Consider the following 20623-nt stretch of genomic DNA (forward strand, 5'->3'; position numbering starts at 1 on the left):
ATGGCCCACACCATTTCTCACAAAGGTGTGGGTCAGTTAACAGCACGAATCAGGGAGGATACCGTGAGCATTCAAATTTCATCCGTGGCGGCGCAAAGACCGTGGCGGCGTAAAAACCATGTGCCGGGCGGTTCTCTCGCTGGTTTCTGTCTCTTGCGTGGTGACGGAAAAACCCGTTTCCTGATGCGATAAAGGCTCAGCACTTGTGTTAAAGCGCGACAGCGACGGAGACTACGCTAAAGGGATACATTCCGCGAAACCGCCGGAAGAACGGAACGCGTCTTTTTCTGGAGTCGCTCATTCACCCTACGGCGCTTCTCTGCGTTACATGCTGACCGAACCGCTGGATAGCCTGCGCCAGCTAGGGCGACGGGCGGTGCTGGCGTTGCTGGGCATCACGGTGGGCTGTGCGGCGGTGGTGGCGTTGCTGAACATTGGCCACAACGCGGCGGCGGACGCCATCCGCGCCTTTCACGATATGGGCAGCGATATGCTGGTCGCCGGCTTTGACGACACGGCGGAAACCAACCAACGCCGTGTGCCCGCCACGCTGGATATCGACGCGCTGACCCGCGCCTTGCCTGGCATCCGACACGCCGCGCCGCTTATTCTCACCTCGACCAATGCCCGCCTGCATCGACGTCAATTTAATGCCATTGTGGCCGGTGCCGGCGCTGAACTGGCGCAGGTACTGGCGTTGCAGGTCGCGCATGGCCGCTTCCTGACCCGATACGATCGTCAGAGCACCTACGCCGTGCTCGGCGCGAAAACGGCGGTCGAACTGGGCGAGGCCGGTACGCCGGCGACGCTTGGCAGCCGGATACAACTTCGCGGCTATCTGTTTGAAGTGGTAGGAATTTTAAAAGAGCAGGGGCAAAATCCGCTGCTTCCGGTGCCGGTGGACGAAGCTATCATCTTGCCTATCGAAGGAATGCACCGTCTTCTCCCTTCTCCTGAAATCAGCAGCGTGGTGGCACGCAGCCGTCGTAGCGAGACGCTGCAGCAAGAGGCGGCAGCGTTGCGTGATTATCTAATGGCCCTGGCGCCGGGACGCGAGGTGTCGGTGCAACTCTCCCAACAACTGTTGGAAGGCATGGCGCGGCAGTCGCGCACCTTTACCTGGTTACTCGCCGGATTGGGCGGCATTTCGCTGCTAATGGGGGGCGTGGGCGTGATGAACGTGATGGTGATGAACGTTGCCGGGCGGCGGCGAGAAATCGGCGTGCGCATGGCGCTGGGCGCTCGCCCAAAAGATATTGGCCGCCTGTTTCTGCTGGAAGCGGCGGCGTTGGCGATCGCCGGCGCGCTGGCCGGCGCGATTGTCGGCCTGCTCACCGCCTGGTTGTTTGTGAAAATGTCCGGCTGGATTTTTTCGTTATCCCCGCTGTCGTTGCCTTTGGGCATTATCAGTTCACTGGCGGTCGGGGTGTTCTTTGGTCTACATCCCGCCCTGACGGCGGCCCGGCTGGAACCTGTAAAGGCGCTGCGTGATGATTAAAACGGTTGCCCTCGTCCTGTTGCTGCTGGTCGGTCTGGATGCGTCCGCGGCGCTGACCGACCGCTTGCTGCCTTCTCAGGCTACCCGTGCGGGCAGCAGCACCTTGTCGCCCAACGCGCAGATTATCGACCTGACGTTAAGCGACGCCATCTACCTTGGCTTGCGCGATAACCGCGCCATTCGTAGCGCCTATCTGGATCGCGTCGCGCAGAAGTTTGATCTGCTGGTGGCCGAAGACCGCTTTACCCCCAAGCTGGTGTTGAGCGGCAGCTATCTGGCGGCGCGCAATCAGGATGATCGCTACCGCCAGGGCGAAATCGCGCCCACCACCACGCTGCTGACGCCTTATGGCACCCGCGTGAGCCTGGCCTGGACGCACCGCTCCAAGCAGGCGGATGAAGCCGGTCGTACCCGCAATGACGGCGCTACGATCACGGTTATCCAGCCGTTGCTGCGCGGCGCAGGTAAGGAGATAGCCACCGCGCCGGTGCGGCTGGCAAAGCTGTCCGAACAGATCAACCGGCTGACGCTGAAAGCCACCGTCGCGCGGACTATCACCCAAATCATTATGGCTTATCGGGCGTTGTTGCAGGCGCAGGAGCAATTGAACATCGCCGATGAAGCGCTGGCGCGCTCACGTCAGTTGCTGGAGGTGAACCGCTCGCTGATCGCCGCCGGGCGCATGGCTGAATTCGAAATCATCCAGACGGAAGCGGATGTCGCGACTCAGGAGCTATCCCGTGAGGAAGCGCTCAATCAGCTTGACGTTAGCCGTCTGGCGCTGCTGCAACTGCTGGCGCTGGATTTGCGCACGCCGGTCCGTGCGACCGAACGGCTACAGGCCAGTCGCGTCGACGTCAGCCCCGCCGCGGCGCTGTCTCAGGCCGAGGCGCTGCAACCCGCCTACCTTACGCAGTTGATCGTCGATAAACAGGCCGACATTAATCTGGCGGTGGCGCGCAATGACCGCCTATGGGATGTGTCGCTGGTGGGGGGAACCAACCAGCTGCGCGATCGCAGCAGCACGGTGGGCAGCTCGCGCAACTGGGAGAACTATGTCGGCGTGCAGGTGGACATTCCCATCGGCGATATGAGCCAACAGCAGGCGGAAGTGCAGGCGCGGGTTAACGTGCAGAATCAACGCATTCAGCTTGCCGAAACCCGCCAGCAACTGGAGCGCGACGTCGCCAACGCCGTGCGTGATATCAGCACCCGCTGGCGCCAGTTTGAGATTGCCCAGCGCGCGCGGGATCTTTCGCGTCGCAAGCTGGAGATCGAACGGGAAAAGCTCACCGCCGGGCGCTCCAGCAACTTTCAGGTGCTGAGTTTCGAAACCGATCTGCGTAACGCCGAAAACGCCCGGCTCAGCGCCCTGATTACCTATCTCAACACCCAGGCCGATCTGGATCAAACGCTGGGTACGACGCTGCAAAGCTGGGATATCTCACTCAATGATTAATCTTTCACGATACCGGCAACGTCCGCTACGCCAGCGCGCGGCGCTGATGATCGCCCTGGCGCTGGGCGCGGCGGCGATGGTCTGGAAGTTATGGCCGACAACCACCAGCGCCATGCCGCAGACACAATGGCTACGGGTTGAGCCACAGGTGCTGGAAAACCGTCTGGGGCTGACCGGGCGGATTCAGGCCGCCGCGACGCTGACGCTCTCCGCGCCGTTTGACGGCATGATCAAAGACGTGCTGGTCAATGAAGGGCAACGTGTGGAAGCGGGTCAGCCGCTGCTGACGCTGGACACCGGCCTGCTGGATATCCAACTGCGTCAGGCGCTGGCCGATTTGCTAAAAGCGCAGCGCACGGTGCAGGACATGCAACACTGGGAGCAAGGTCAGGAGGTGGCGCGGGCGCGACGCACCCTGAATAACGCGCGTATCAGCCTGGCGAACACCGAGGCCAACCTGAAAGATACCCGCACCCTGTTTGAGCGCGGCATCGTAGCCAGAATGGAAGTCGACGCGCTGGCTCAGCAGGCTCAGGCGCAGCGGCTGGATTTGTCCGCCGCGCAGGATGAATTACAGGCGGCGCTGGACCGCGGGCGTGGTGAAAACCGTCAGATCGCCGAGATGGAACTGGCTAATGCTCAATCGCGCCATCAAACGTTGATGGCGATGCAGGCGCAACAGGTGGTGCGCGCGCCGTTTGCGGGTGTACTGGTGCGCCCCGCCGCGCCGGAAACCGATAAACGCCAGCCATTACAGCCGGGGATACGAGCCAGTCAGGGAATGCCGCTGTTCGGACTGATCAATCCCGACCAGTTACAGGTCATCGCCAGTCTTGAAGAGGCCGATCTGCATCAGTTGCATGAAGGCATGCCGGTGGACATCAGCGGTGACGGCTTTGCCGGGCTGACGCTGTCCGGCCATATTCAGACCATCGGCAGTGAAGGGCGCGCCGCCGACGTGGCCGGTGCCAGCGCCCGCTACGATGTGCTGGTCACTATTGCTACTCCACCAGCGGAACAGCGCCAGCGCCTGCGGTTAGGGATGAGCGCCCGGCTGTCGGTGGTCACGTATCGTAACGAGCATGGCACCGCTGTTCCTGCCGAGGCGTTGCACACGGACGAGGCCGGCAACAGCTATGTTCTCTTCCGTCAGGATAGCGATAGCGCGCCGCAACGGCGTACGGTAGTGCCGGGCGTTGCGGTGCCGCAGGGCGTGGAAGTGAAAGGATTATCCGATGGTCCGGGGTTCGTCGAAATCACCAATAACAGCGGCGTTGCTGAATGAAACGGGTCGATGCATAACGGTCAGATGACAGCAGGTTTTTCAGGCCGGGCCGATAGCGGTATTCAGGTGTTGAGATGGCTATCTCGTCAGTTCCCATTCATCAAACTGTTTATTAATGTCTTTAATCGAGGCGAGTCTGATTTTGGGTAGGGTCAACGCGTCAAACAGCTCAGCATAGTGTTTCCTGTTTTTAGGCGTGACGGCGGCAATATGATGGAACATTTTCCAGTTCAGCCGGTCTATCCCCCCTTCCAGAGCACCATAGCGCTGGTATTGAAATAGCGTTCGGTTCACATAGCGCAGTAAGCTCGACAGCGTGGAGACATCCAGCAGAATAAGCCCCGTGGCGCGAGACAAACGCTGTGGCAGGCATCTTTTGTAATTGCCATCGATGACCCAACTCTCTTTATTTATTGCCATATCATGCAATAAAAGGAACTCATGGAAAGGGCGTTCTTGCCAGTTTGAGTGCGGGACATGAAAAAGTTGGTCCAGATGGATAACGTCCAGGTTACGTTTCCGCGCAATCGCATTCGCAAGGGTAGATTTACCGCTGTTCGATGGCCCCATAATGCAAATTCTGTCGCCTAAATCTGAAAGCTTCATCGTCTTCTCCATACCGCGTGGTGTCTGGTATTTGGGGGAGCGCGAACTGCCACCACGGCGATTTATCATTTTAACGATCTCTCGCCTGTTCGGGTTGACGAAGTAGTAAAAGATTTTGAAAGTGAGGGGAACGTGGAAAAAATAAAGCAGCCTGGCGGTTGTATTGGTTGATGTAATACCTGATTGACGCGCGGGATGGTTTATCGTTATTCGTCCGTTTTAGCCGTAAGGAACGCAGACATTCCGTACTACACTGAAGGCAATGGCTAATGCTATTAATATATTGATGCCAGACTATTACTTCTATAGTGAAGAGACAGTCTGGCGTTTTTAGATTATATCCCAGCGAAATCGAATGGCGTCGCTTTTTTAAATTGATCTGAAACCTGCCCAGAGTAAATCTTACTTTGATTCGGCCCCAGATCCAGTTTCATGGCGCTCCCATCGCGCGGAGAGAAATCCACCTTTTTCAGGTCGACCCAAAAGATATTAGGAGACATGGCCGACTCAAAGAAATATTGCATGGATTTATGATCAATCACGCTACGCCACCGGGTTGAGGCGATATTCGGTTCAGCCGACAGGGCATAACCGTAAGGAACGGAGACATTCCGTATTACACTGAAGGCACTGGCTAATGCTTTATCATGACCTTCATTTTTAGGAATATGGTTCACGTAAAATGAGGCGCGTACAAAGCGATCCGCTGCCCGGTTAGTGCCTGGCAACATGACGTTTCCGCCTATCTGTTCCCAGTAAGCATTAAGCGCTAACTGTTGATCGAAAACCGGTGAATTGGTCATCACCTGATATTCCCGCTTATGGTGAATGACGGGTTTACCATTGATATATTCAATAATTGCGCTGTCGCCTGACGAATCAGACAAAGACAGGTGCAATTTTGCCAGTCGCTCTTCGCCAGGAACATTGGCGGTGACCAACGTAAACTTATCCTGCTTTAGCGACTGAACCGCCTCATCGACGGTGGCAAAGTTATCCAGCACATATTGCGCCCAGGCTGCAACGCTCAGCCCCGGTTTTTCAGCGGTGGGTGCAGCGGTTGGATATTCTGATTCTACCAACCACAGCAAATTAGCGGCTAGCCCTTTCTCATTTATGCCATCCGTTGTCGAAATATCATAAGCCGCTGCGATGACGCTGCCATATTTAGAAACCCACTTCAGCGTGTGTTGCCCCCCTTCGCCAGAACGATGTAATTCGCGTGGGAATACCCATAAATTTGTTCCCACATCTTTTTTCCAGTCCATCGAGCGAGCTGTGATGGTTTCATTATCGTCGCCCAGATAGACCAGCCGTGTACAGGCAAGCGTTACGGATGAGCTAAGTATTAAAGCACCCAGCGATATCATGCAAGCAATGGGATTAACGCGCTTATTATTTATCTTCATGTTTTTTCCTTCCGAGTTTGCAATGTCAATTAATTATAGGTGGCATCTGATATTGCATAGGTGTTTTTGGGGTTTTTTATTATTGATTATTTTTAGTGGATTAATTTTCTGTTCTTATATTTTCGATTTAATAGTATTTAAATTTTTATTTATGGCTATGTTTTTATTATTTTTAGGCAATGGTTTTCGTCCGTTATAGATAAATCCAATAGCTTCTTCTACGTTGCGCATGGCGGCGGCAATTCCTCTAACCATGGTGACAGGATCTGTCACTACGTTGCTCTAGACTGGGTTTGCTTTATCACAACCAAGGAAAACTATCATGACTACAATGAGCAACAAGGCCCTGGACATTGCGCGTACTTACGTTGCAGCGATGGCGAAAAAAGATGTCGAAACAATTATTTCGATCTCCGCCGGGAATGTCGTCTGCACATCACCCATCGGGCAAATCACCGGTATTGAGCGCTTCCAGGCTTTTCAGGAAGGCTTCGCCCGGATGATTACGAACTTGACCGTCCTCGCCGTCTATGGCGATGACGAGCAGGCTGTCGTGGTCTACGACGCCGAAACGCATCCGGTTCCGCACTCGGTCGTGGCGGAACTGATCAAGGTCAGGGACGGTAAGCTCGCCTCCACCGAGGTGATCTACGACGCTACGCCGTTCGCCGCTTACATGGCATCGGTTCAACCTCACTGACCCCACTGGAAAGGCATCAGGCTTATGAGGCGTATTCAATACGATAAGTACGGCGGGCCGGAGCGGATGCGGCTCGAAGACTTTGAACTGGCGGTACCGGGAAAAGGCGAAGTGGCGGTGCAGGTCAGGTTTGCCGCCATCAACCCAATCGACTGGAAGGTTCGTAACGGCTATCTCAAGATGGTTACGGGGAGAGCCTTCCCGCGCGCCATGGGGAGCGATTTTTCCGGGACGGTGATGGCGGTTGGCCCAGACGTGACGCGTTTTAAACCCGGTGACGCCGTGTTCGGCCTTGCCCGTCTCCGGGAGAGCGGCGCGCTGGGCCAGGCTGTCATAACCAACGAGGCGTTCATGGCAAAGAAGCCTGACAACCTGTCTTATCAGGATGCGGCTTGCCTTGGTACTCCCGGTGTTACGGCCTGGAATGGCCTGGTAGACAGGGCAAAGATCGCCACCGGCATGCAGGTATTCATTAACGGCTGTGCCGGTGCGGTGGGGGACGCGGCCGTGCAGATTGCGCTGATGCTTGGAGCGAACGTCTCCGGATGTTGCAGCGAGGCGGACATGGAGAGAGCCAGGGCGCGCGGTGTCCGAACGGTGTTTGATTATCGAAAAACCGATCTGTCGACGCTCAGCGAACGTTTTGATGTGGTCTACGACGCGGCTGCCGTGATGACGACCGTAGAGGGTCTTGGCTTGTTGCATAACAAGGGGATTTTTCTTGATGTTAACCCGACGCCGGGCAAGTTCATGCTATCCATCTTCAACCGACGGCTGAAGCCGATTGTCTGCACGCCTCGGTCCGAAATACTCGATAGCCTCGCTCACGCCGCGGAGGCGGGAAATCTGCGACTTCCGGTTGCCAAAATCGTGCCATTGAGCGAAGCAATCCCGTTTATCACCATCCTTGAAGCGGGCCACAGGCTCGGCGGCAAGGGGCTGGTCGTGATGGATTAAGCGTGTCGCGCAGTCATCGGTTATTCGATCTGATACAGGCGCTTCGCCGGCACCGTGGAACGGTGTCCGGCGAAGCGCTTGCACGCGAGACTGGCGTATCGTTGCGCACCATTCGCCGTGATATCGCTACGCTGCAAGCGATGGGAGCCGATATCGATGGCGCTCCTGGCGTGGGCTATCTATTGCGACCAGGCTTCCTTCTGCCGCCGCTGTCTTTCACCGAGGAAGAGCTACAAGCGCTGGCAGCCGGCGCCCAGTGGGTCAGCCGCCAGACTGACGACGCTCTGGCGCTCGCCGCGCAGAACGCACTCGCCAAAATCGGCGGGGTGCTTCATCCCGAGATGAGACGAGTCCTGGACGATGACGCGCTCTATGTCGGCCGCCAAAGGGAAATGGCCTCAAGCCTTGATCTGGCGCGGGTGCGGCAGGCCATGCGCGAACAACGCAAGATGCGCATCACATACATGGATCAGCTCGGCGTGGCGTCAGAGCGCATCGTGTGGCCAATCGTCCTCGGTTTTGTTGAATCCCGGCGCTTCATTGCCGGCTGGTGTGAACTGCGTGAAGACTTCCGCCTCTTTCGCGCCGACCGTATCACCCACGTCGAGTATCTGAACGACCGTTATTCACGCAGCCGTCGACGGCTTGTTAAGGAATGGCGTACGCAGGAAGCGTTAAGGTGTAAGCATCAAACAGGGCGCTAGGCTGCGTCAGTTTTGTATCACTGGGAGGTTGGGTAGCGAGAGGTAGCCAAGAGAAAACTAGCAAGTCGTTGGCTAGAAAAGCAAAAACCACACCTTGTGGGCGGGTTCTTTAAATTAAGTGGTGCGGACTCGGGATCATACTCACGATTAACTTGCTGTTAATTATCTATTTTGTTGATATTTATCGTAAACAGCGCCCCCATGAAAGCCCCCATAAAAAATCGCTTTGTTTTTTTGATGGTTGTCACGATGAATCGTTGTTTTAGAGGTTAACGGCGCTAAAAACGTCGTTCCATCTCCTATGCAGGCAACAGTCGACAGCTCTCTGTATTGAATATCTTTTAAACGTAGATTTGATATGTTGGATTTGTGATTTTTGAGATAATAAAAAATGGTGTGACCTATAATTGATGGATTATATTGGTATTTTTGCTATCATTTTGAGATGTCGTCATGCTAGGTTTGAGATAACTACATATCATGGCTCAATTTAATCACTTTGAACTCTCGCTCCTGAACCCCAGTTTTGACTCCCCTTTGGTCGATGCGCTGACGGAACTGGAGTTACTCCGGCATCTGAGGCTGGAAACGGATGTTCACCCTATCCTGTTTGCGCAGTTGAAAGCCGTTTTCCACATGCTGGAGAGTCTGGGCTCTGCGAGGATTGAGGGAAACCACACCACGCTTGCCGACTATGTGGAAAGCAAAGTCGAAGGAACACAGAGTTCGACGGATCAGCTCAAAGAAATCAACAATATTGAAGCCGCGATGGAATTCATCGACGAGCATCTAAATAATGGTGATGAGATAACGGAATATTTTATCCGCGAGCTACATAGTCTGGCGGTTGTCGGGTTGCAACAGGAAGGCGATAAAACGCCCGGTGCCTATCGACAACATAACGTCAGCATCGCTCAGTCTGACCATTTACCGCCGGATCATATCCACGTTCCTGACTATATGTCAGAACTGACCGCCCTTATTAACCGTGCTGATAAACCAAAATATGATCTGATGAAGATTGCGCTGGTGCATCACCGTTTTGGCTGGATACACCCATTTGGCAACGGTAATGGCAGAACGGTCAGACTGCTGACCTATGCGTTATTGATCAAGTATGGTTTTAATGTGCAGGCAGGTGGCCGGGTTCTTAATCCGACAGCGGTATTCTGTAACGATCGTGAGCGTTATTACGCCATGCTATCGTTAGCGGATAAAGGAACTGAGCAGGGCTTAGAAGAATGGTGTTTATATGTACTTTCGGGAATTTCATCTGAGTTGAAGAAAGTCGATCAACTGACAAACCATGCTTTTTTGAGTACGAAAATACTGTATCCGGCGATCGACTTTTCATCTGAAAGAGGGTTAATAAACCCGTTGGAATCTAAGGTACTGAAACGCGTTGTCGAGCTAGGGACGATAAAAGCGGGTGATCTCCGCGCCGCCTTACCTGACCTAAAACCGGCGCAGGTGACTTATCAACTTGGCAAGTTGATCGACCGGGGACTGCTCCAGCCAGTGGAAGAGGGAGCCCGTTCCTATACGGCGAAGTTTTCTAACTCATATTTGATTCGTGGTGTGATTAAGGCCCTGCGTGAAGAAGGGTTTATTCCTGATTTGTGATGTGTTCTTACTCATTTGTCGTTCTATGGACAGAAAAGCAAAAACCCGCCTTGTGAGCGGGTTCTTTAAATAAATGGTGCCCGGACTCGGAATCGAACCAAGGACACGGGGATTTTCAATCCCCTGCTCTACCGACTGAGCTATCCGGGCAACGGGGCGCATTAAACCGTATATCGTGGGGAGCGTCAACGAGTTTCTGTCATAATCGCTGCGGTTGGTCTATTTTCAGTCAGTCACCCCCATTGGCCGTGGGTTTCCGGCGTGCCGGCGCGCTCCCGCAATGACGCGGCAGGCCAGACGGCGCGCGGCATTGCGATGATAAATACTGTCACATTCGTTTTCTTGAATTCGGCGAAAAATAATGCCACTATTGCGCGGTTTTTAACTTACCTTTCACCTGCGGTTATTAGAGGGTTGCGGATATGTCGGATTCAATGCTCATGGTACAGACACCGTGCGCCGGATCTCTGCTGCTGTCGCCGCATCCTGAACGCACTGCGTTAACCCCGTCCCTGTTTTCCCGATTATCCCTCGCCACCATGCGGTGAGGCGTGCTGACGCTCCCTGTTAGGCATGATTAAAAATAGAGCTGGTCTCTGATTTTACTGATGTCTATCGGACGGTGCTGGTCCCAATGATGTGATGTTTGCCTGCGCTGCTGGTGCGGGTCATACGTTTGTCGCGGTTGGCTGGCATGCTGTTCGTCGTTTTGGGCAGTAGTTGATCGGGTGCGTTACGCTTAAACCGTGGCGTTATCCCTGCGAGGTGTCTTTTCGACACGTACACTCATTCTTAACCGTTTGGGTTTGGTTACATGAAACAGTTAAAAATTGCGGCTAATGCGGCGGTTGCCTCCCGTCTAATCACCCTGCGTCCGGTTGTGGCGCTCAGTCAAACCGACTTTACCGACATCGCGGCCGTCGTGGTATCGGTGGAGGAGGCGCGCAGCGGCATCCTGTCGGTGATGCATCATTCCGGCTTCGGTATTCCGGCATTCGTCGTGCGGGAGTCTTGGCATAGCGGCCAGGAAACGCTGCCGCCGAACAGCGAATGGCTGTGTCTGGATAAAACCGGCGAGCACGCGCTTCTGCTGGAAAAGACGGCGGCGGAGTATCAGGCCCGGTTGTTGCCGCCATTCTTTGACACGCTGTCCAAGTATGTCGGCATGCGCAACACCACCTTTGCTTGCCCGGGTCATCAGGGCGGGGCGTTTTTTCGCAAGCATCCGGCGGGGCGCCAGTTTTTCGATTTCTACGGCGAAAACCTGTTCCGGTCCGATATCTGCAACGCGGATGTGAAGCTGGGCGATTTGCTGATTCATGAAGGCGCGGCCAAAAAGGCGCAGAAGTTCGCGGCCACCGTGTTCAACGCGGACAAAACCTATTTCGTGCTGAACGGCACCTCGGCAGCCAACAAAGTGGTGACCAACGCCTTGCTGACGCGCGGCGATCTGGTGTTGTTCGACCGCAATAACCACAAATCCAATCATCATGGCGCGTTGATTCAGGCCGGTGCGACGCCGGTTTATCTGGAAACCGCCCGTAACCCGTTCGGTTTTATCGGCGGGGTGGATGCGCACTGTTTTAACGACGGTTACCTGCGTGAGCTGGTGCGTGAAGTCGCGCCGGATCGCGCTGACGAAGCCCGTCCGTTCCGTCTGGCGGTGATTCAGCTCGGCACCTATGACGGCACTATCTATAACGCCCGGCAGGTGGTGGACAGCATCGGTCACCTGTGCGACTACATCCTGTTCGACTCCGCCTGGGTGGGGTACGAGCAGTTCATCCCGATGATGGAGCAGTGCTCGCCGCTGTTGCTGGATCTGAACGAGAACGATCCGGGAATTTTCGTCACCCAGTCGGTGCATAAGCAGCAAGCCGGTTTCTCGCAAACCTCGCAAATTCACAAGAAAGACAACCATATTCGCGGGCAGAAGCGCTTCTGCCCGCACAAGCGCCTCAATAATGCGTTCATGCTGCACGCGTCCACCAGCCCGTTTTATCCGCTATTCGCCGCGCTGGACGTCAACGCCAAAATGCATGAGGGGCCGAGCGGTCGCCGGCTGTGGATGGAGTGCGTCAGGCTGGGGATCGAAGCGCGTAAGCAACTGCTGGAGCGCTGCTCGCTGATCAAGCCGTTTGTGCCGCCGACGGTAGGCGGCCTGCGCTGGCAGGACCACGACACCGAGGTGATGGCGCAGGATGTGCGCTTCTTCAACTTCGAGCCGAGCGACAACTGGCACGCCTTTGAAGGCTATGCGCAGCAACAGTATTTTGTCGACCCGTGCAAACTGCTGCTGACGACGCCGGGGATTGACGCGGTGACCGGCGCGTATACCGAGTTTGGTATTCCGGCGACCATTCTTGCCAACTACCTGCGCGAACACGGCATCATTCCGGAAAAATGCGATCTTAACTCGATTCTGTTCCTGCTGACCCCGGCGGAAGACAGCGTGAAGATGGAGCGTCTGACGGCTGCGCTGGTGCAGTTCGAGCAACTGATCGAGCAGGACGCGCCGTTAAGCGAAGTGTTGCCGAACCTGTATCACAAATATGAGCAGCGCTATGCCGGCTATACCCTGCGCCGCCTGTGTCAGGAGATGCACGATTTTTACGTCAGTCACGATGTGAAGCGGCTGCAAAAAGAGATGTTCCGCAAAGCCTCTTTCCCGCAGGCGGTGGTGTTACCGCAGGATGCTCACACCGCGTATATCCGCGGCGAGGTAGACCTGGTGCCGCTGGCCGAAGCGCAAGGGCGCATCGCGGCGGAAGGGGCGTTGCCTTACCCGCCGGGCGTGCTGTGCGTGGTGCCGGGGGAAGTCTGGGGCGGTGCAGTGCTGCGTTACTTCCAGGCGCTGGAAGCGGGCATCAACCTGATGCCGGGCTTTGCGCCGGAGCTACAGGGCGTCTACAGCGTGGCGCAGGAAGACGGCAGCAAACGCCTGTGCGCGAATGTGATTGCTCGCTAACTGGCTGTTCCGTATCCACTAAAGAGAAAACCGGGGGAAACCCCGGTTTTTTTATCGTTTTCCAGTCTTCAGGCTGCCGTTTTTTCGTGTTCTGCTTTCAGCCGGTTGACTTCTTCTTTCTGTTTACGCAGCCCATACCAGCCGGCAATCAGCATGATCGCCAGCACCGGGATGGTGGCGATAGTCCAGGTGCCGTTCGGGTAATCCAGCGCCATCAGCACCAGCACGCTGAACAGAAACGCCAGCGTTAGCCAGGAGGAGAACGGCGCCAGCGGCATACGGAAGGCCACCGGGCTGGCTTTGCCCTGATGAATGGCCTGACGCAGCTTCATCTGGCAAATGATGATGAACGCCCAGGAGCTGATAATGCCGAGCGAGGCCACGTTCAGGACGATTTCAAACACCTGCGACGGCACGATGTAATTCAGGAACACCCCAATAATGTGGATGCAGACGGTGACCAGAATGCCGGCGTAAGGCACCGACTGCGCGCTCATATTGCCGAGGAATTTCGGCGCGGAACCGCCCTGAGACAGCGAACGCAGGATACGGCCGGTGGAGTACAACCCGGAGTTGAGGCTGGAAAGCGCCGCCGACAGCACCACGATATTCATGATGGTGCCGATATAAGGCACGCCCAGCTTGCTGAAGAAGGTAACGAACGGACTTTGTCCGGCCTGATAGGCATTCCACGGCAGCAGGCACACCAGCAGGATGACCGAGCCAACGTAGAACAGACCGATACGCCAGATAACGCTGTTGACCGCTTTGGGCAGCGTTTTTTCCGGGTCTTTACACTCGCCGGCGGCGGTGCCGATCAGCTCCACCCCGGCGAACGCGAAGATAACCCCTTGCACCAGAACCAGCGCCGGTAGCAGGCCGTGCGGGAACAGCCCGCCGTTATCGGTAATCAGGTGCAGCCCCGGCACGTTGCCGTCCAGCGTTTTGCCGGTGCCGAGGAAAATGGTGCCAACTACCAGGAACAGGGAAATCGCGGCGACTTTGATCAGCGCGAACCAGAACTCCATCTCGGCGAACCATTTCACGCCAATCATGTTCATGGTGGTGACAATCGCCAGCGCGCCGAGCGCGAACATCCATTGGGGAACCTCGGCAAAGGTGCCCCAGTAGTGTATGTAGAGCGCGACCGCGGTGATATCGACGATGCCGGTCATCGCCCAGTTGAGAAAGTACATCCAGCCGGCGACATAAGAGGCTTTTTCGCCCAGAAATTCGCGGGCGTAGGAAACAAAGCTGCCGCTGGACGGGCGGTGTACGATCAATTCGCCCAGCGCCCGCAGAATGAAGAAAGAGAAGATGCCGCACACCAGATAAACCAGCGCCAGCGCCGGGCCGGCCATCTGCAGCCGTGCGCCTGCGCCCAGAAATAAACCGGTGCCGATCGAACCGCCGATGGCGATCATCTGCACCTGGCGGTTACCCATGCTTTTGTGGTAACCCGCTTCATGTGAGTCGAGCCAGCGTCGTTTGGCGTGGTGTTCGGTTTCGTTTTTATGTTGATTCATTGCCCGTTTGATTCCCTTGTCTGTCATTCAGGAGAATGAAATTGGCTGTTGTGTCACAGCCTGGCTCATCGAGAGGATTGTGTTTTTCTGGCCGTACCGTGCCGGGTTCCCTGCTGGTATCGGGCCAAAAACGTCAGCGATGCTACCGTTTCCTGACCTGAGAGGCAAAAATTCCCTGCGCTAACATGGAGGGTTTATTTTGTTTGTGTGCTCATTTTTTTATTTTTACTAATTCATTAATCTGTTTAATTTCAATTTTTCGGTTTTTTAGTCTATGAAATGGCTTTTAAGATAGTGTTTGCTTATGACTGTAACCAATCGTTTGCTTTGGTTATTTATTAATCATTGCTAATGTGATGGCGGTGTTCCTGTGGTGAACAGGAACACCGCTTGTTCGGGGAGGACGCGCAGTCAGCGGCTGTAACCGCGATAGTTTTTCTGCGCGGTGTTGACCTTGTACAGATAATGCCGTGATTCAGCGGACGGATGGCGCGTCGTCAGGGTCTGGTAGACCTCTCCGGGCGACATGTTATTGATGCGGCCGAACGCTGTGTCCTTATCGCTGGAGAAGACTCTAAGCACACTGCCTGCGCCGCCGTTATAGGCGGTGATGACGGCGTAGCGCTGCGACGTTGGGTCCTGAATGCCCGACAGGTAGACATTTTTCAGCATCGACAGATAAGCGGTACCGGTGTCGATGTTGTTCTCCGGGTCAAACAGGTAGCTACGGCTCGGCTGTCCCCATTTGCCCTTCATTTTGAACACGTCGCGGCCGGCGCTGTGCTGCACCACCTGCATCAACCCCAGCGCGTCGGAACGGCTGACTGCGTAGGGGTTGAAACTGGATTCGGTCTGCATGATGGCCAGGATCAGCGAGGCGTCGATACCGTAGCGTTCGGAGGCCTGACGCACCATCGGCAGGTATTTGTGCGCGCGTTGATCCAGGTGGTCCGGCACCAGTTGAATCGTGACCGACCAGATCACGCGCATGCCGGCGGTGCGGCGCTGCAGCTTATTCTGGATCAGATAATCGGCGAAGTTGCCGGCGCGGCCTTCCCAGCGAATCGGCTGGCCGGTGTTATCCAGCACCTGACCGTACAGCAACGGTTCGCGGCTGATCTGGATATCGTTGGCGTCGGAATAGAGGTCGGTGTTGCTGGCGTTATCGCCCATCAGCAAGGTGGTGATGATCGCCTGACGCAGGCTGGCCTCATAATTAGTAGAAGAAATGGTTTCGATGGTGATGGTACCGGCGTCGAAGTTGACGTGACTACGCGTCATATATTGGTCGGAGTATTTGACGTAGTCTTTGGGGCCGGCGATCAGAACCTCGTTCAATCCCCAAATGTTTTCGATGTTGTTGGCGAATTGCCCCATCAAAATGTCGAAGGCGTTGGTGTCTTTGATAAAAGCCTCGTTGTTCTCGCCTCCTTTTTTGCTGGAGCAGGAAATCAACAACGGGGCAACAAGCAGCAAAGCAAACAGTTTCTTCATCGTATCAAGCCGTACGGTATCAAGGACGCGTCAGGGCCTGCCGGCCCCTGTCATTTAATGTTGCGGCGGGGTGTAACCGTCGATATGCACGTCCTTGCCTTCGAACAGGAACTGCACCATCTCCTGCTCCAGCAGCTTACGGTGCTCTACATTCATCATGTTGAGCTTTTTCTCATTGATCAGCATGGTCTGCTTGGTCTGCCACTGTGACCAGGCTTCTTTTGATATTTCGTTATAGATGCGTTTGCCCAGCTCGCCGGGGTAGAGCTGGAAGTCGAGCCCTTCGGCGTCGCGTTGTAAAAAGGTACAGAAAATGGTTCTGCTCATGCTTGTTCCTCATTATGTGCGCAGGCGTCGGCGAAGACCGATTGCGGCTGCGCCAACTGGCGTAACAGCCGTTCTACCGGGGCGGCGAGCCCTACGGACGGCGGCTGCGCTAAGTTATACCAGAGACCGGTACCTTCATCCATGCAGGAACCTTGGTCGGAAAGTTCCAGCCACATCGGCACGATGTCCAGGTGGAAGTGGCTAAAGGTATGACGAAAAGCAATGCCCTGACGCAGCGCCTGCCGCCGAATGCCGCGTTGGTCGAGCCATTGCGTCAGGTCATCCGGATTGGGGAACTGCGGGAAGCAATACAGGCCGCCCCACAGGCCGACCGCCGGGCGCTGTTCCAGCCAGACGGTTTGTCCGTTTTGTATCAATAAGAACCAGGCGGTTTTTTCCGGCAGCGTCTGTTTGGGTTTCTTGCCGGGATACTCGGCCCAGCTATGATTAGCGTAAGCGATGCAGTCGTTACTGAGCGGGCACAGTTCGCATTTCGGGCGGCTGCGGGTGCAGACCATCGCGCCCAGATCCATCATCGCCTGATTGAACTTTTCGACGCCGTGCTCGGGCGTGACGGTTTCGCTCAGCGTCCATAGCCGTTTCTCGACCTCTTTTTTCCCCGGCCAGCCCGCCACGGCGTAGCAGCGCGCCAGCACGCGTTTGACGTTGCCGTCCAGAATCGGGTAGTGCTGACCGAGCGACAGCGAAAGAATGGCGCCGGCGGTGGAACGGCCTACGCCGGGCAGGTCGGCGATGTCGTCAAAACGAGTCGGAAACTCGCCGCCGTGGCGGTCGACGATGGTCTGCGCCGCTTTGTGCAGATTGCGGGCGCGGGCGTAATAACCAAGCCCGGTCCACAGATGCAGCACCTCATCCAGCGGCGCCGCCGCCAGTTCGGCCACCGTGGGAAAACGCGCCATAAACCGTTCAAAATAGGGAATGACGGTGGTCACCTGGGTCTGTTGTAGCATTACTTCCGACAGCCAGACTTTATAGGGCGTTTTTTCAAGTTGCCAGGGCAGGGTTTTACGGCCGTAGCGCTCGTACCACTCCAGTACCTGTTGCGCGAACTGTTGCGCTTGCATCATAAAGGCGTCGTCATCCGGCTGGTAAAAATTTGACAGCGATTGCAGCACAGAGTGAATGTACTGTAAACCGGAACTTTCCGCCTCCGGCTACTTGCTAAACAACCGTATCCTTGGATAATGCGCGTTTTCCCAACCCAATCAGACTTACAGAAAGCATTATGATCAATAACGTCATCTCTCCGGAATTTGATGAAAACGGACGCCCGCTGCGCAGAATCCGCAGTTTTGTGCGCCGCCAGGGCCGCCTGACCAAAGGACAGCAACAGGCGCTGGATGATTTTTGGCCGGTGAAGGGCGTGGAGTATCAGAATGAGGCGCTGGATTTCGCCCGGCTATTCGGACGCGATGCGCCGGTGGTGCTGGAGATCGGTTTTGGGATGGGGGCGTCTTTGGTGACGATGGCGCAGCAGCACCCGGAACAGAATTTTATCGGTATAGAAGTGCATGTGCCCGGCGTGGGGGCTTGTCTGGGCGCGGCGCAAGAGGCGGGCGTCGACAACCTGCGGGTGATGTGCCATGACGCGGTGGAAGTGCTGGAACACATGATCCCCGATGGTTCGCTTGCCATGGTGCAGCTGTTTTTCCCCGATCCGTGGCACAAGGCGCGCCATAATAAACGCCGTATCGTTCAGGCGCCTTTTGCCGAACTGGTGCGCAGCAAGCTGGCGATCGGCGGTGTGTTTCATATGGCCACCGACTGGGAACCTTATGCGCAACATATGCTCGAAGTGATGAGTTCGCTCGCAGGTTATCGCAACCTGTCGGACCATAATGATTATGTGCCGCGCCCGGCGTCGCGGCCATTGACCAAATTTGAGGCCCGCGGCCAGCGGCTGGGGCATGGTGTCTGGGATCTGATGTTTGAGAGGAATCAATAATGGCTAAGAATCGGAGTCGTCGTTTACGTAAAAAGCTGCACATCGATGAATTTCAGGAATTCGGCTTCTCGGTAAGCTGGCGTTTCCCGCAGGAAACCAGTGTGGAAGCGATCGATCGCTTGCTGGATCTGTTTGTCGATGAAGTGATCGAGCCGAATGGGCTGGCGTTCGAAGGCAGCGGTTATCTGCAGTGGGAAGGGTTGGTGTGCATGCAGAAACTGGGTAATTGCACCGATGAACATCGCGAACTGGTACGCAAATGGCTGGACGCGAACCAGATGACGGACGTAACGGTCAGCGATCTGTTTGACATCTGGTGGGATCTGCCCGCCAACCTCGGTTAAACCCGCGCGTTTTTCGTCATCACTGGCGGTTGCCGCCGGTGATGACGACTGTCGGTCTTGACGGCCGGTCGTTCCGGCTGGCGTCGGGCGCTGTTTCTTCAGGAGTCTTTATGTTGCGTAAAATGACCTTGGGTGCATTGATGTTACTGGCCTGGCAAGCGCAGGCGGCCTATCAGTGCAATGTTCAACCTCAGGACGACATCATCATCAGTCCGCAGAGTGTGAAAGTGGTCGGCGCCAGCGGCAATCTGCAGATTTCGCCGCAGGGCGACATACTGAGCAACGGCAGCGCGCTGAACCTCGATGCCGGTCAGCGTCAGCAGGCCAAAGCCTACCAGGCTGAACTGCGTCAGCAACTGCCGTGGATTGACGAAGGCGCAAAGCAGCATCTGGAGAAGGCTCGTCAGGCGCTGGACAAGGTGATTGTGCAACAGCTGGGCAGCGACAGTAATGTGCGCAACCGTCTCGGCACGCTGGATGAACAGTTAAAGCAGCAGATGAACCGGATTATCGAACACCGTAGCGATGGCCTGACCTTCCATCATCAGGCGATTAAGCAGGTTGAGCAGGACGGACGGCAGATTGTTGAACGCAGTCTGGGCGGCGTCTTGCAGGATAGCCTCAACGAAATGGGCGTCAAGCAGATGGGCAGTGGCGGCGGTAATCCGCTGCAGGCGATGATGGGCAATCTGGGCGGCTTGCAGAAAGCGATCCAGACCGAGTGGAACAATCAGGAAATGGATTTTCAGCGTTTTGGCCACGATGTCTGCAATCGGGTGACGGCGCTGGAAAATCAACGCCAGATGTTAGTGCAGTCAATTAAATAGCCTTTCTTTTTTCAAGGGTAAATGCCGTTTTGTATTTGCCCTTGATTCCTTGATTATTCAGCTGTGCTTCCTTAATTCTTCCTAACCGTAGCGTCCTGCCTGTGTCACTGTATCCTGGCAATATAGACAGCAAATAGTTAAATACTGTCTCAGTCAACCGGCTGCGCTAATTACGCTTTTTGCGTTATCACGTTGAGAGATAAATGAAAATGACTGGTGCGGATTATCGTATGTTTTACCTAAACAACAATGGCGCTTTAGTATTTCAGCCATCATTTTTCTTCCTTCTGGCATTTATCTGGAATGATTAATACGTAATTGTATTCATGTGCGTTATGTATTAATAAGGTGCGTTTATTTATAAATAACGTTTCTTCTCTGGCATGAATGTTTCTTTGTTTTTCTGTTTGTTTCATTTGGATTTTAATTTTATTTAATTCATCAAAATATAAATTAAATGGCTTGTTTTGTTCATTTTTGTCGTGTAAATATATCGTAAATAAACGCAGTTTTTCGTTATGTGTAAAGTCATGGCGAAAAATCACAGCGTAAGCGTAGAGTTCGGCATAGCGCTATGGTGCAGAGTCCGACATAGAACGATATAGAACAAACAATGGTGTAAAAGATAAAAATGGTGTGAAAGATAAAAATAGTGTTTTTCTGAATCAATGGAATATGTTGGTCGAACAAGGGATGACGGTCGATGATTGCAGGTTATTGCCATATGAATGGTATTTTCATCAATAAGCCGATGACGATTTTGCTTTTTCTTATTCAATCGGAATTATCAGGTTTATCTTTATTTAGTGGCGGTTTTCCATATATATACTAAAAATATTCGGATTGCAGGGGCGTAATTGACAGTGACCTGAAAGGGCGAGGCCCTACCGTCAATACACCTGCGACACGAAGCGTGACGAATATATTGAT

At 54.8% G+C, this 20623-nt stretch carries 18 protein-coding genes and 1 tRNA gene; 11 read left to right on the forward strand and 8 right to left on the reverse strand.

Translation table 11 applies throughout. The features are described 5' to 3' along the window. Window positions 1-205 precede the first annotated feature (205 nt). From DDA898_RS05000 to DDA898_RS05010, 3 genes are read left to right on the forward strand one after another with little or no spacing between them, the layout of a single operon-like run. A complete protein-coding gene (locus DDA898_RS05000) occupies window positions 206-1498 on the forward strand; it encodes an ABC transporter permease (RefSeq protein ID WP_081639220.1) in 1293 nt (430 codons plus the stop codon). Continuing rightward, window positions 1491-2957: a TolC family protein gene (locus tag DDA898_RS05005; protein ID WP_038910425.1), complete on the forward strand. Its 1467-nt coding sequence runs from the start codon at window positions 1491-1493 to the stop codon at window positions 2955-2957. The genes DDA898_RS05000 and DDA898_RS05005 overlap by 8 nt, the downstream gene beginning before the upstream one ends. Then, window positions 2950-4242, forward strand: a complete 1293-nt coding sequence (locus DDA898_RS05010; RefSeq protein ID WP_038910426.1) for an efflux RND transporter periplasmic adaptor subunit — start codon at window positions 2950-2952, stop codon at window positions 4240-4242. The genes DDA898_RS05005 and DDA898_RS05010 overlap by 8 nt, the downstream gene beginning before the upstream one ends. Window positions 4243-4320: 78 nt before the next feature. Here DDA898_RS05010 and DDA898_RS05015 read toward each other — a convergent pair whose 3' ends face one another. From DDA898_RS05015 to DDA898_RS23340, 3 genes are all read right to left on the reverse strand, one after another. Further along, complete coding sequence (locus DDA898_RS05015) at window positions 4321-4848, reverse strand: P-loop NTPase family protein (protein ID WP_013316685.1); 528 nt, start codon at window positions 4846-4848, stop codon at window positions 4321-4323. 335 nt (window positions 4849-5183) lie between these two features. Then, the gene (locus tag DDA898_RS05020; RefSeq protein WP_038910427.1) at window positions 5184-6257 is read right to left on the reverse strand and encodes a linear amide C-N hydrolase; all 1074 of its coding nucleotides are present in this window, start codon (window positions 6255-6257) and stop codon (window positions 5184-5186) included. A gap of 114 nt (window positions 6258-6371) precedes the next feature. After that, on the reverse strand, window positions 6372-6530 hold the full coding sequence (locus tag DDA898_RS23340; protein ID WP_159077857.1) for a hypothetical protein: 159 nt from the start codon (window positions 6528-6530) through the stop codon (window positions 6372-6374). Between the two features lie 49 nt (window positions 6531-6579). On the opposite strand from DDA898_RS23340, the gene DDA898_RS05025 reads away from it, so the two are divergent. From DDA898_RS05025 to DDA898_RS05040, 4 genes are all read left to right on the forward strand, one after another. Further along, a complete protein-coding gene (locus tag DDA898_RS05025; RefSeq protein ID WP_038910428.1) occupies window positions 6580-6957 on the forward strand; it encodes a nuclear transport factor 2 family protein in 378 nt (125 codons plus the stop codon). A gap of 24 nt (window positions 6958-6981) precedes the next feature. After that, entirely contained in the window at window positions 6982-7914 is a 933-nt protein-coding gene (locus DDA898_RS05030) for an NAD(P)-dependent alcohol dehydrogenase (protein WP_038910429.1), read from the forward strand. A gap of 2 nt (window positions 7915-7916) precedes the next feature. Next, window positions 7917-8618: a helix-turn-helix transcriptional regulator gene (locus tag DDA898_RS05035; protein WP_038910430.1), complete on the forward strand. Its 702-nt coding sequence runs from the start codon at window positions 7917-7919 to the stop codon at window positions 8616-8618. 480 nt (window positions 8619-9098) lie between these two features. After that, window positions 9099-10241, forward strand: a complete 1143-nt coding sequence (locus tag DDA898_RS05040; protein WP_038910431.1) for a Fic family protein — start codon at window positions 9099-9101, stop codon at window positions 10239-10241. A 74-nt stretch (window positions 10242-10315) separates the two neighbouring features. Here DDA898_RS05040 and DDA898_RS05045 read toward each other — a convergent pair. Beyond that, window positions 10316-10391: transfer RNA gene (locus tag DDA898_RS05045), tRNA-Phe, on the reverse strand. 664 nt (window positions 10392-11055) lie between these two features. Between DDA898_RS05045 and DDA898_RS05050 the strand changes: the two genes are divergently transcribed. Then, entirely contained in the window at window positions 11056-13209 is a 2154-nt protein-coding gene (locus DDA898_RS05050; RefSeq protein ID WP_038910433.1) for an ornithine decarboxylase, read from the forward strand. A 68-nt stretch (window positions 13210-13277) separates the two neighbouring features. Here the strand turns inward: DDA898_RS05050 and ansP are convergent, their stop codons facing one another. The 4 genes from ansP to mutY all read right to left on the reverse strand — a co-directional run bounded on the left by ansP (window position 13278) and on the right by mutY (window position 17644). Further along, window positions 13278-14735, reverse strand: a complete 1458-nt coding sequence (gene ansP, locus DDA898_RS05055) for an L-asparagine permease (RefSeq protein ID WP_038910434.1) — start codon at window positions 14733-14735, stop codon at window positions 13278-13280. 411 nt (window positions 14736-15146) lie between these two features. Further along, the gene (mltC, locus tag DDA898_RS05060; protein ID WP_038910435.1) at window positions 15147-16229 is read right to left on the reverse strand and encodes a membrane-bound lytic murein transglycosylase MltC; all 1083 of its coding nucleotides are present in this window, start codon (window positions 16227-16229) and stop codon (window positions 15147-15149) included. A gap of 54 nt (window positions 16230-16283) precedes the next feature. Then, on the reverse strand, window positions 16284-16556 hold the full coding sequence (locus DDA898_RS05065) for an oxidative damage protection protein (protein ID WP_013316704.1): 273 nt from the start codon (window positions 16554-16556) through the stop codon (window positions 16284-16286). Then, window positions 16553-17644: an A/G-specific adenine glycosylase gene (mutY, locus tag DDA898_RS05070; RefSeq protein ID WP_038912448.1), complete on the reverse strand. Its 1092-nt coding sequence runs from the start codon at window positions 17642-17644 to the stop codon at window positions 16553-16555. Before mutY ends, DDA898_RS05065 begins: the two co-directional genes overlap by 4 nt. A gap of 158 nt (window positions 17645-17802) precedes the next feature. On the opposite strand from mutY, the gene trmB reads away from it, so the two are divergent. The 3 genes from trmB (at window position 17803) to DDA898_RS05085 (ending at window position 19693) form a co-directional block, all read left to right on the forward strand. Next, the gene (gene trmB / locus DDA898_RS05075; protein WP_038910436.1) at window positions 17803-18522 is read left to right on the forward strand and encodes a tRNA (guanosine(46)-N7)-methyltransferase TrmB; all 720 of its coding nucleotides are present in this window, start codon (window positions 17803-17805) and stop codon (window positions 18520-18522) included. Then, entirely contained in the window at window positions 18522-18866 is a 345-nt protein-coding gene (locus DDA898_RS05080; RefSeq protein ID WP_013316707.1) for a YggL family protein, read from the forward strand. Before trmB ends, DDA898_RS05080 begins: the two co-directional genes overlap by 1 nt. Before the next feature lie 110 nt (window positions 18867-18976). Next, window positions 18977-19693, forward strand: coding sequence for a YggN family protein (locus DDA898_RS05085; RefSeq protein WP_013316708.1), 717 nt, complete (start codon window positions 18977-18979; stop codon window positions 19691-19693). The last annotated feature ends 930 nt before the right edge of the window (window positions 19694-20623 follow it).

The sequence above is a fragment of the Dickeya dadantii NCPPB 898 genome (assembly GCF_000406145.1).
Lineage (GTDB): Bacteria > Pseudomonadota > Gammaproteobacteria > Enterobacterales > Enterobacteriaceae > Dickeya > Dickeya dadantii.

Coding starts and splice junctions, on each gene's coding strand:
- DDA898_RS05005 (WP_038910425.1), top strand. CDS start 1,491: ATGATTAAAACGGTTGCCCTCGTCCTGTTGCTGCTGGTCGGTCTGGAT.
- DDA898_RS05010 (WP_038910426.1), top strand. CDS start 2,950: ATGATTAATCTTTCACGATACCGGCAACGTCCGCTACGCCAGCGCGCG.
- DDA898_RS05015 (WP_013316685.1), bottom strand. CDS start 4,848: ATGAAGCTTTCAGATTTAGGCGACAGAATTTGCATTATGGGGCCATCG.
- DDA898_RS05020 (WP_038910427.1), bottom strand. CDS start 6,257: ATGAAGATAAATAATAAGCGCGTTAATCCCATTGCTTGCATGATATCG.
- DDA898_RS05025 (WP_038910428.1), top strand. CDS start 6,580: ATGACTACAATGAGCAACAAGGCCCTGGACATTGCGCGTACTTACGTT.
- DDA898_RS05030 (WP_038910429.1), top strand. CDS start 6,982: ATGAGGCGTATTCAATACGATAAGTACGGCGGGCCGGAGCGGATGCGG.
- DDA898_RS05040 (WP_038910431.1), top strand. CDS start 9,099: ATGGCTCAATTTAATCACTTTGAACTCTCGCTCCTGAACCCCAGTTTT.
- DDA898_RS05050 (WP_038910433.1), top strand. CDS start 11,056: ATGAAACAGTTAAAAATTGCGGCTAATGCGGCGGTTGCCTCCCGTCTA.
- ansP (WP_038910434.1), bottom strand. CDS start 14,735: ATGAATCAACATAAAAACGAAACCGAACACCACGCCAAACGACGCTGG.
- mltC (WP_038910435.1), bottom strand. CDS start 16,229: ATGAAGAAACTGTTTGCTTTGCTGCTTGTTGCCCCGTTGTTGATTTCC.
- DDA898_RS05065 (WP_013316704.1), bottom strand. CDS start 16,556: ATGAGCAGAACCATTTTCTGTACCTTTTTACAACGCGACGCCGAAGGG.
- mutY (WP_038912448.1), bottom strand. CDS start 17,644: ATGATGCAAGCGCAACAGTTCGCGCAACAGGTACTGGAGTGGTACGAG.
- trmB (WP_038910436.1), top strand. CDS start 17,803: ATGATCAATAACGTCATCTCTCCGGAATTTGATGAAAACGGACGCCCG.
- DDA898_RS05080 (WP_013316707.1), top strand. CDS start 18,522: ATGGCTAAGAATCGGAGTCGTCGTTTACGTAAAAAGCTGCACATCGAT.
- DDA898_RS05085 (WP_013316708.1), top strand. CDS start 18,977: ATGTTGCGTAAAATGACCTTGGGTGCATTGATGTTACTGGCCTGGCAA.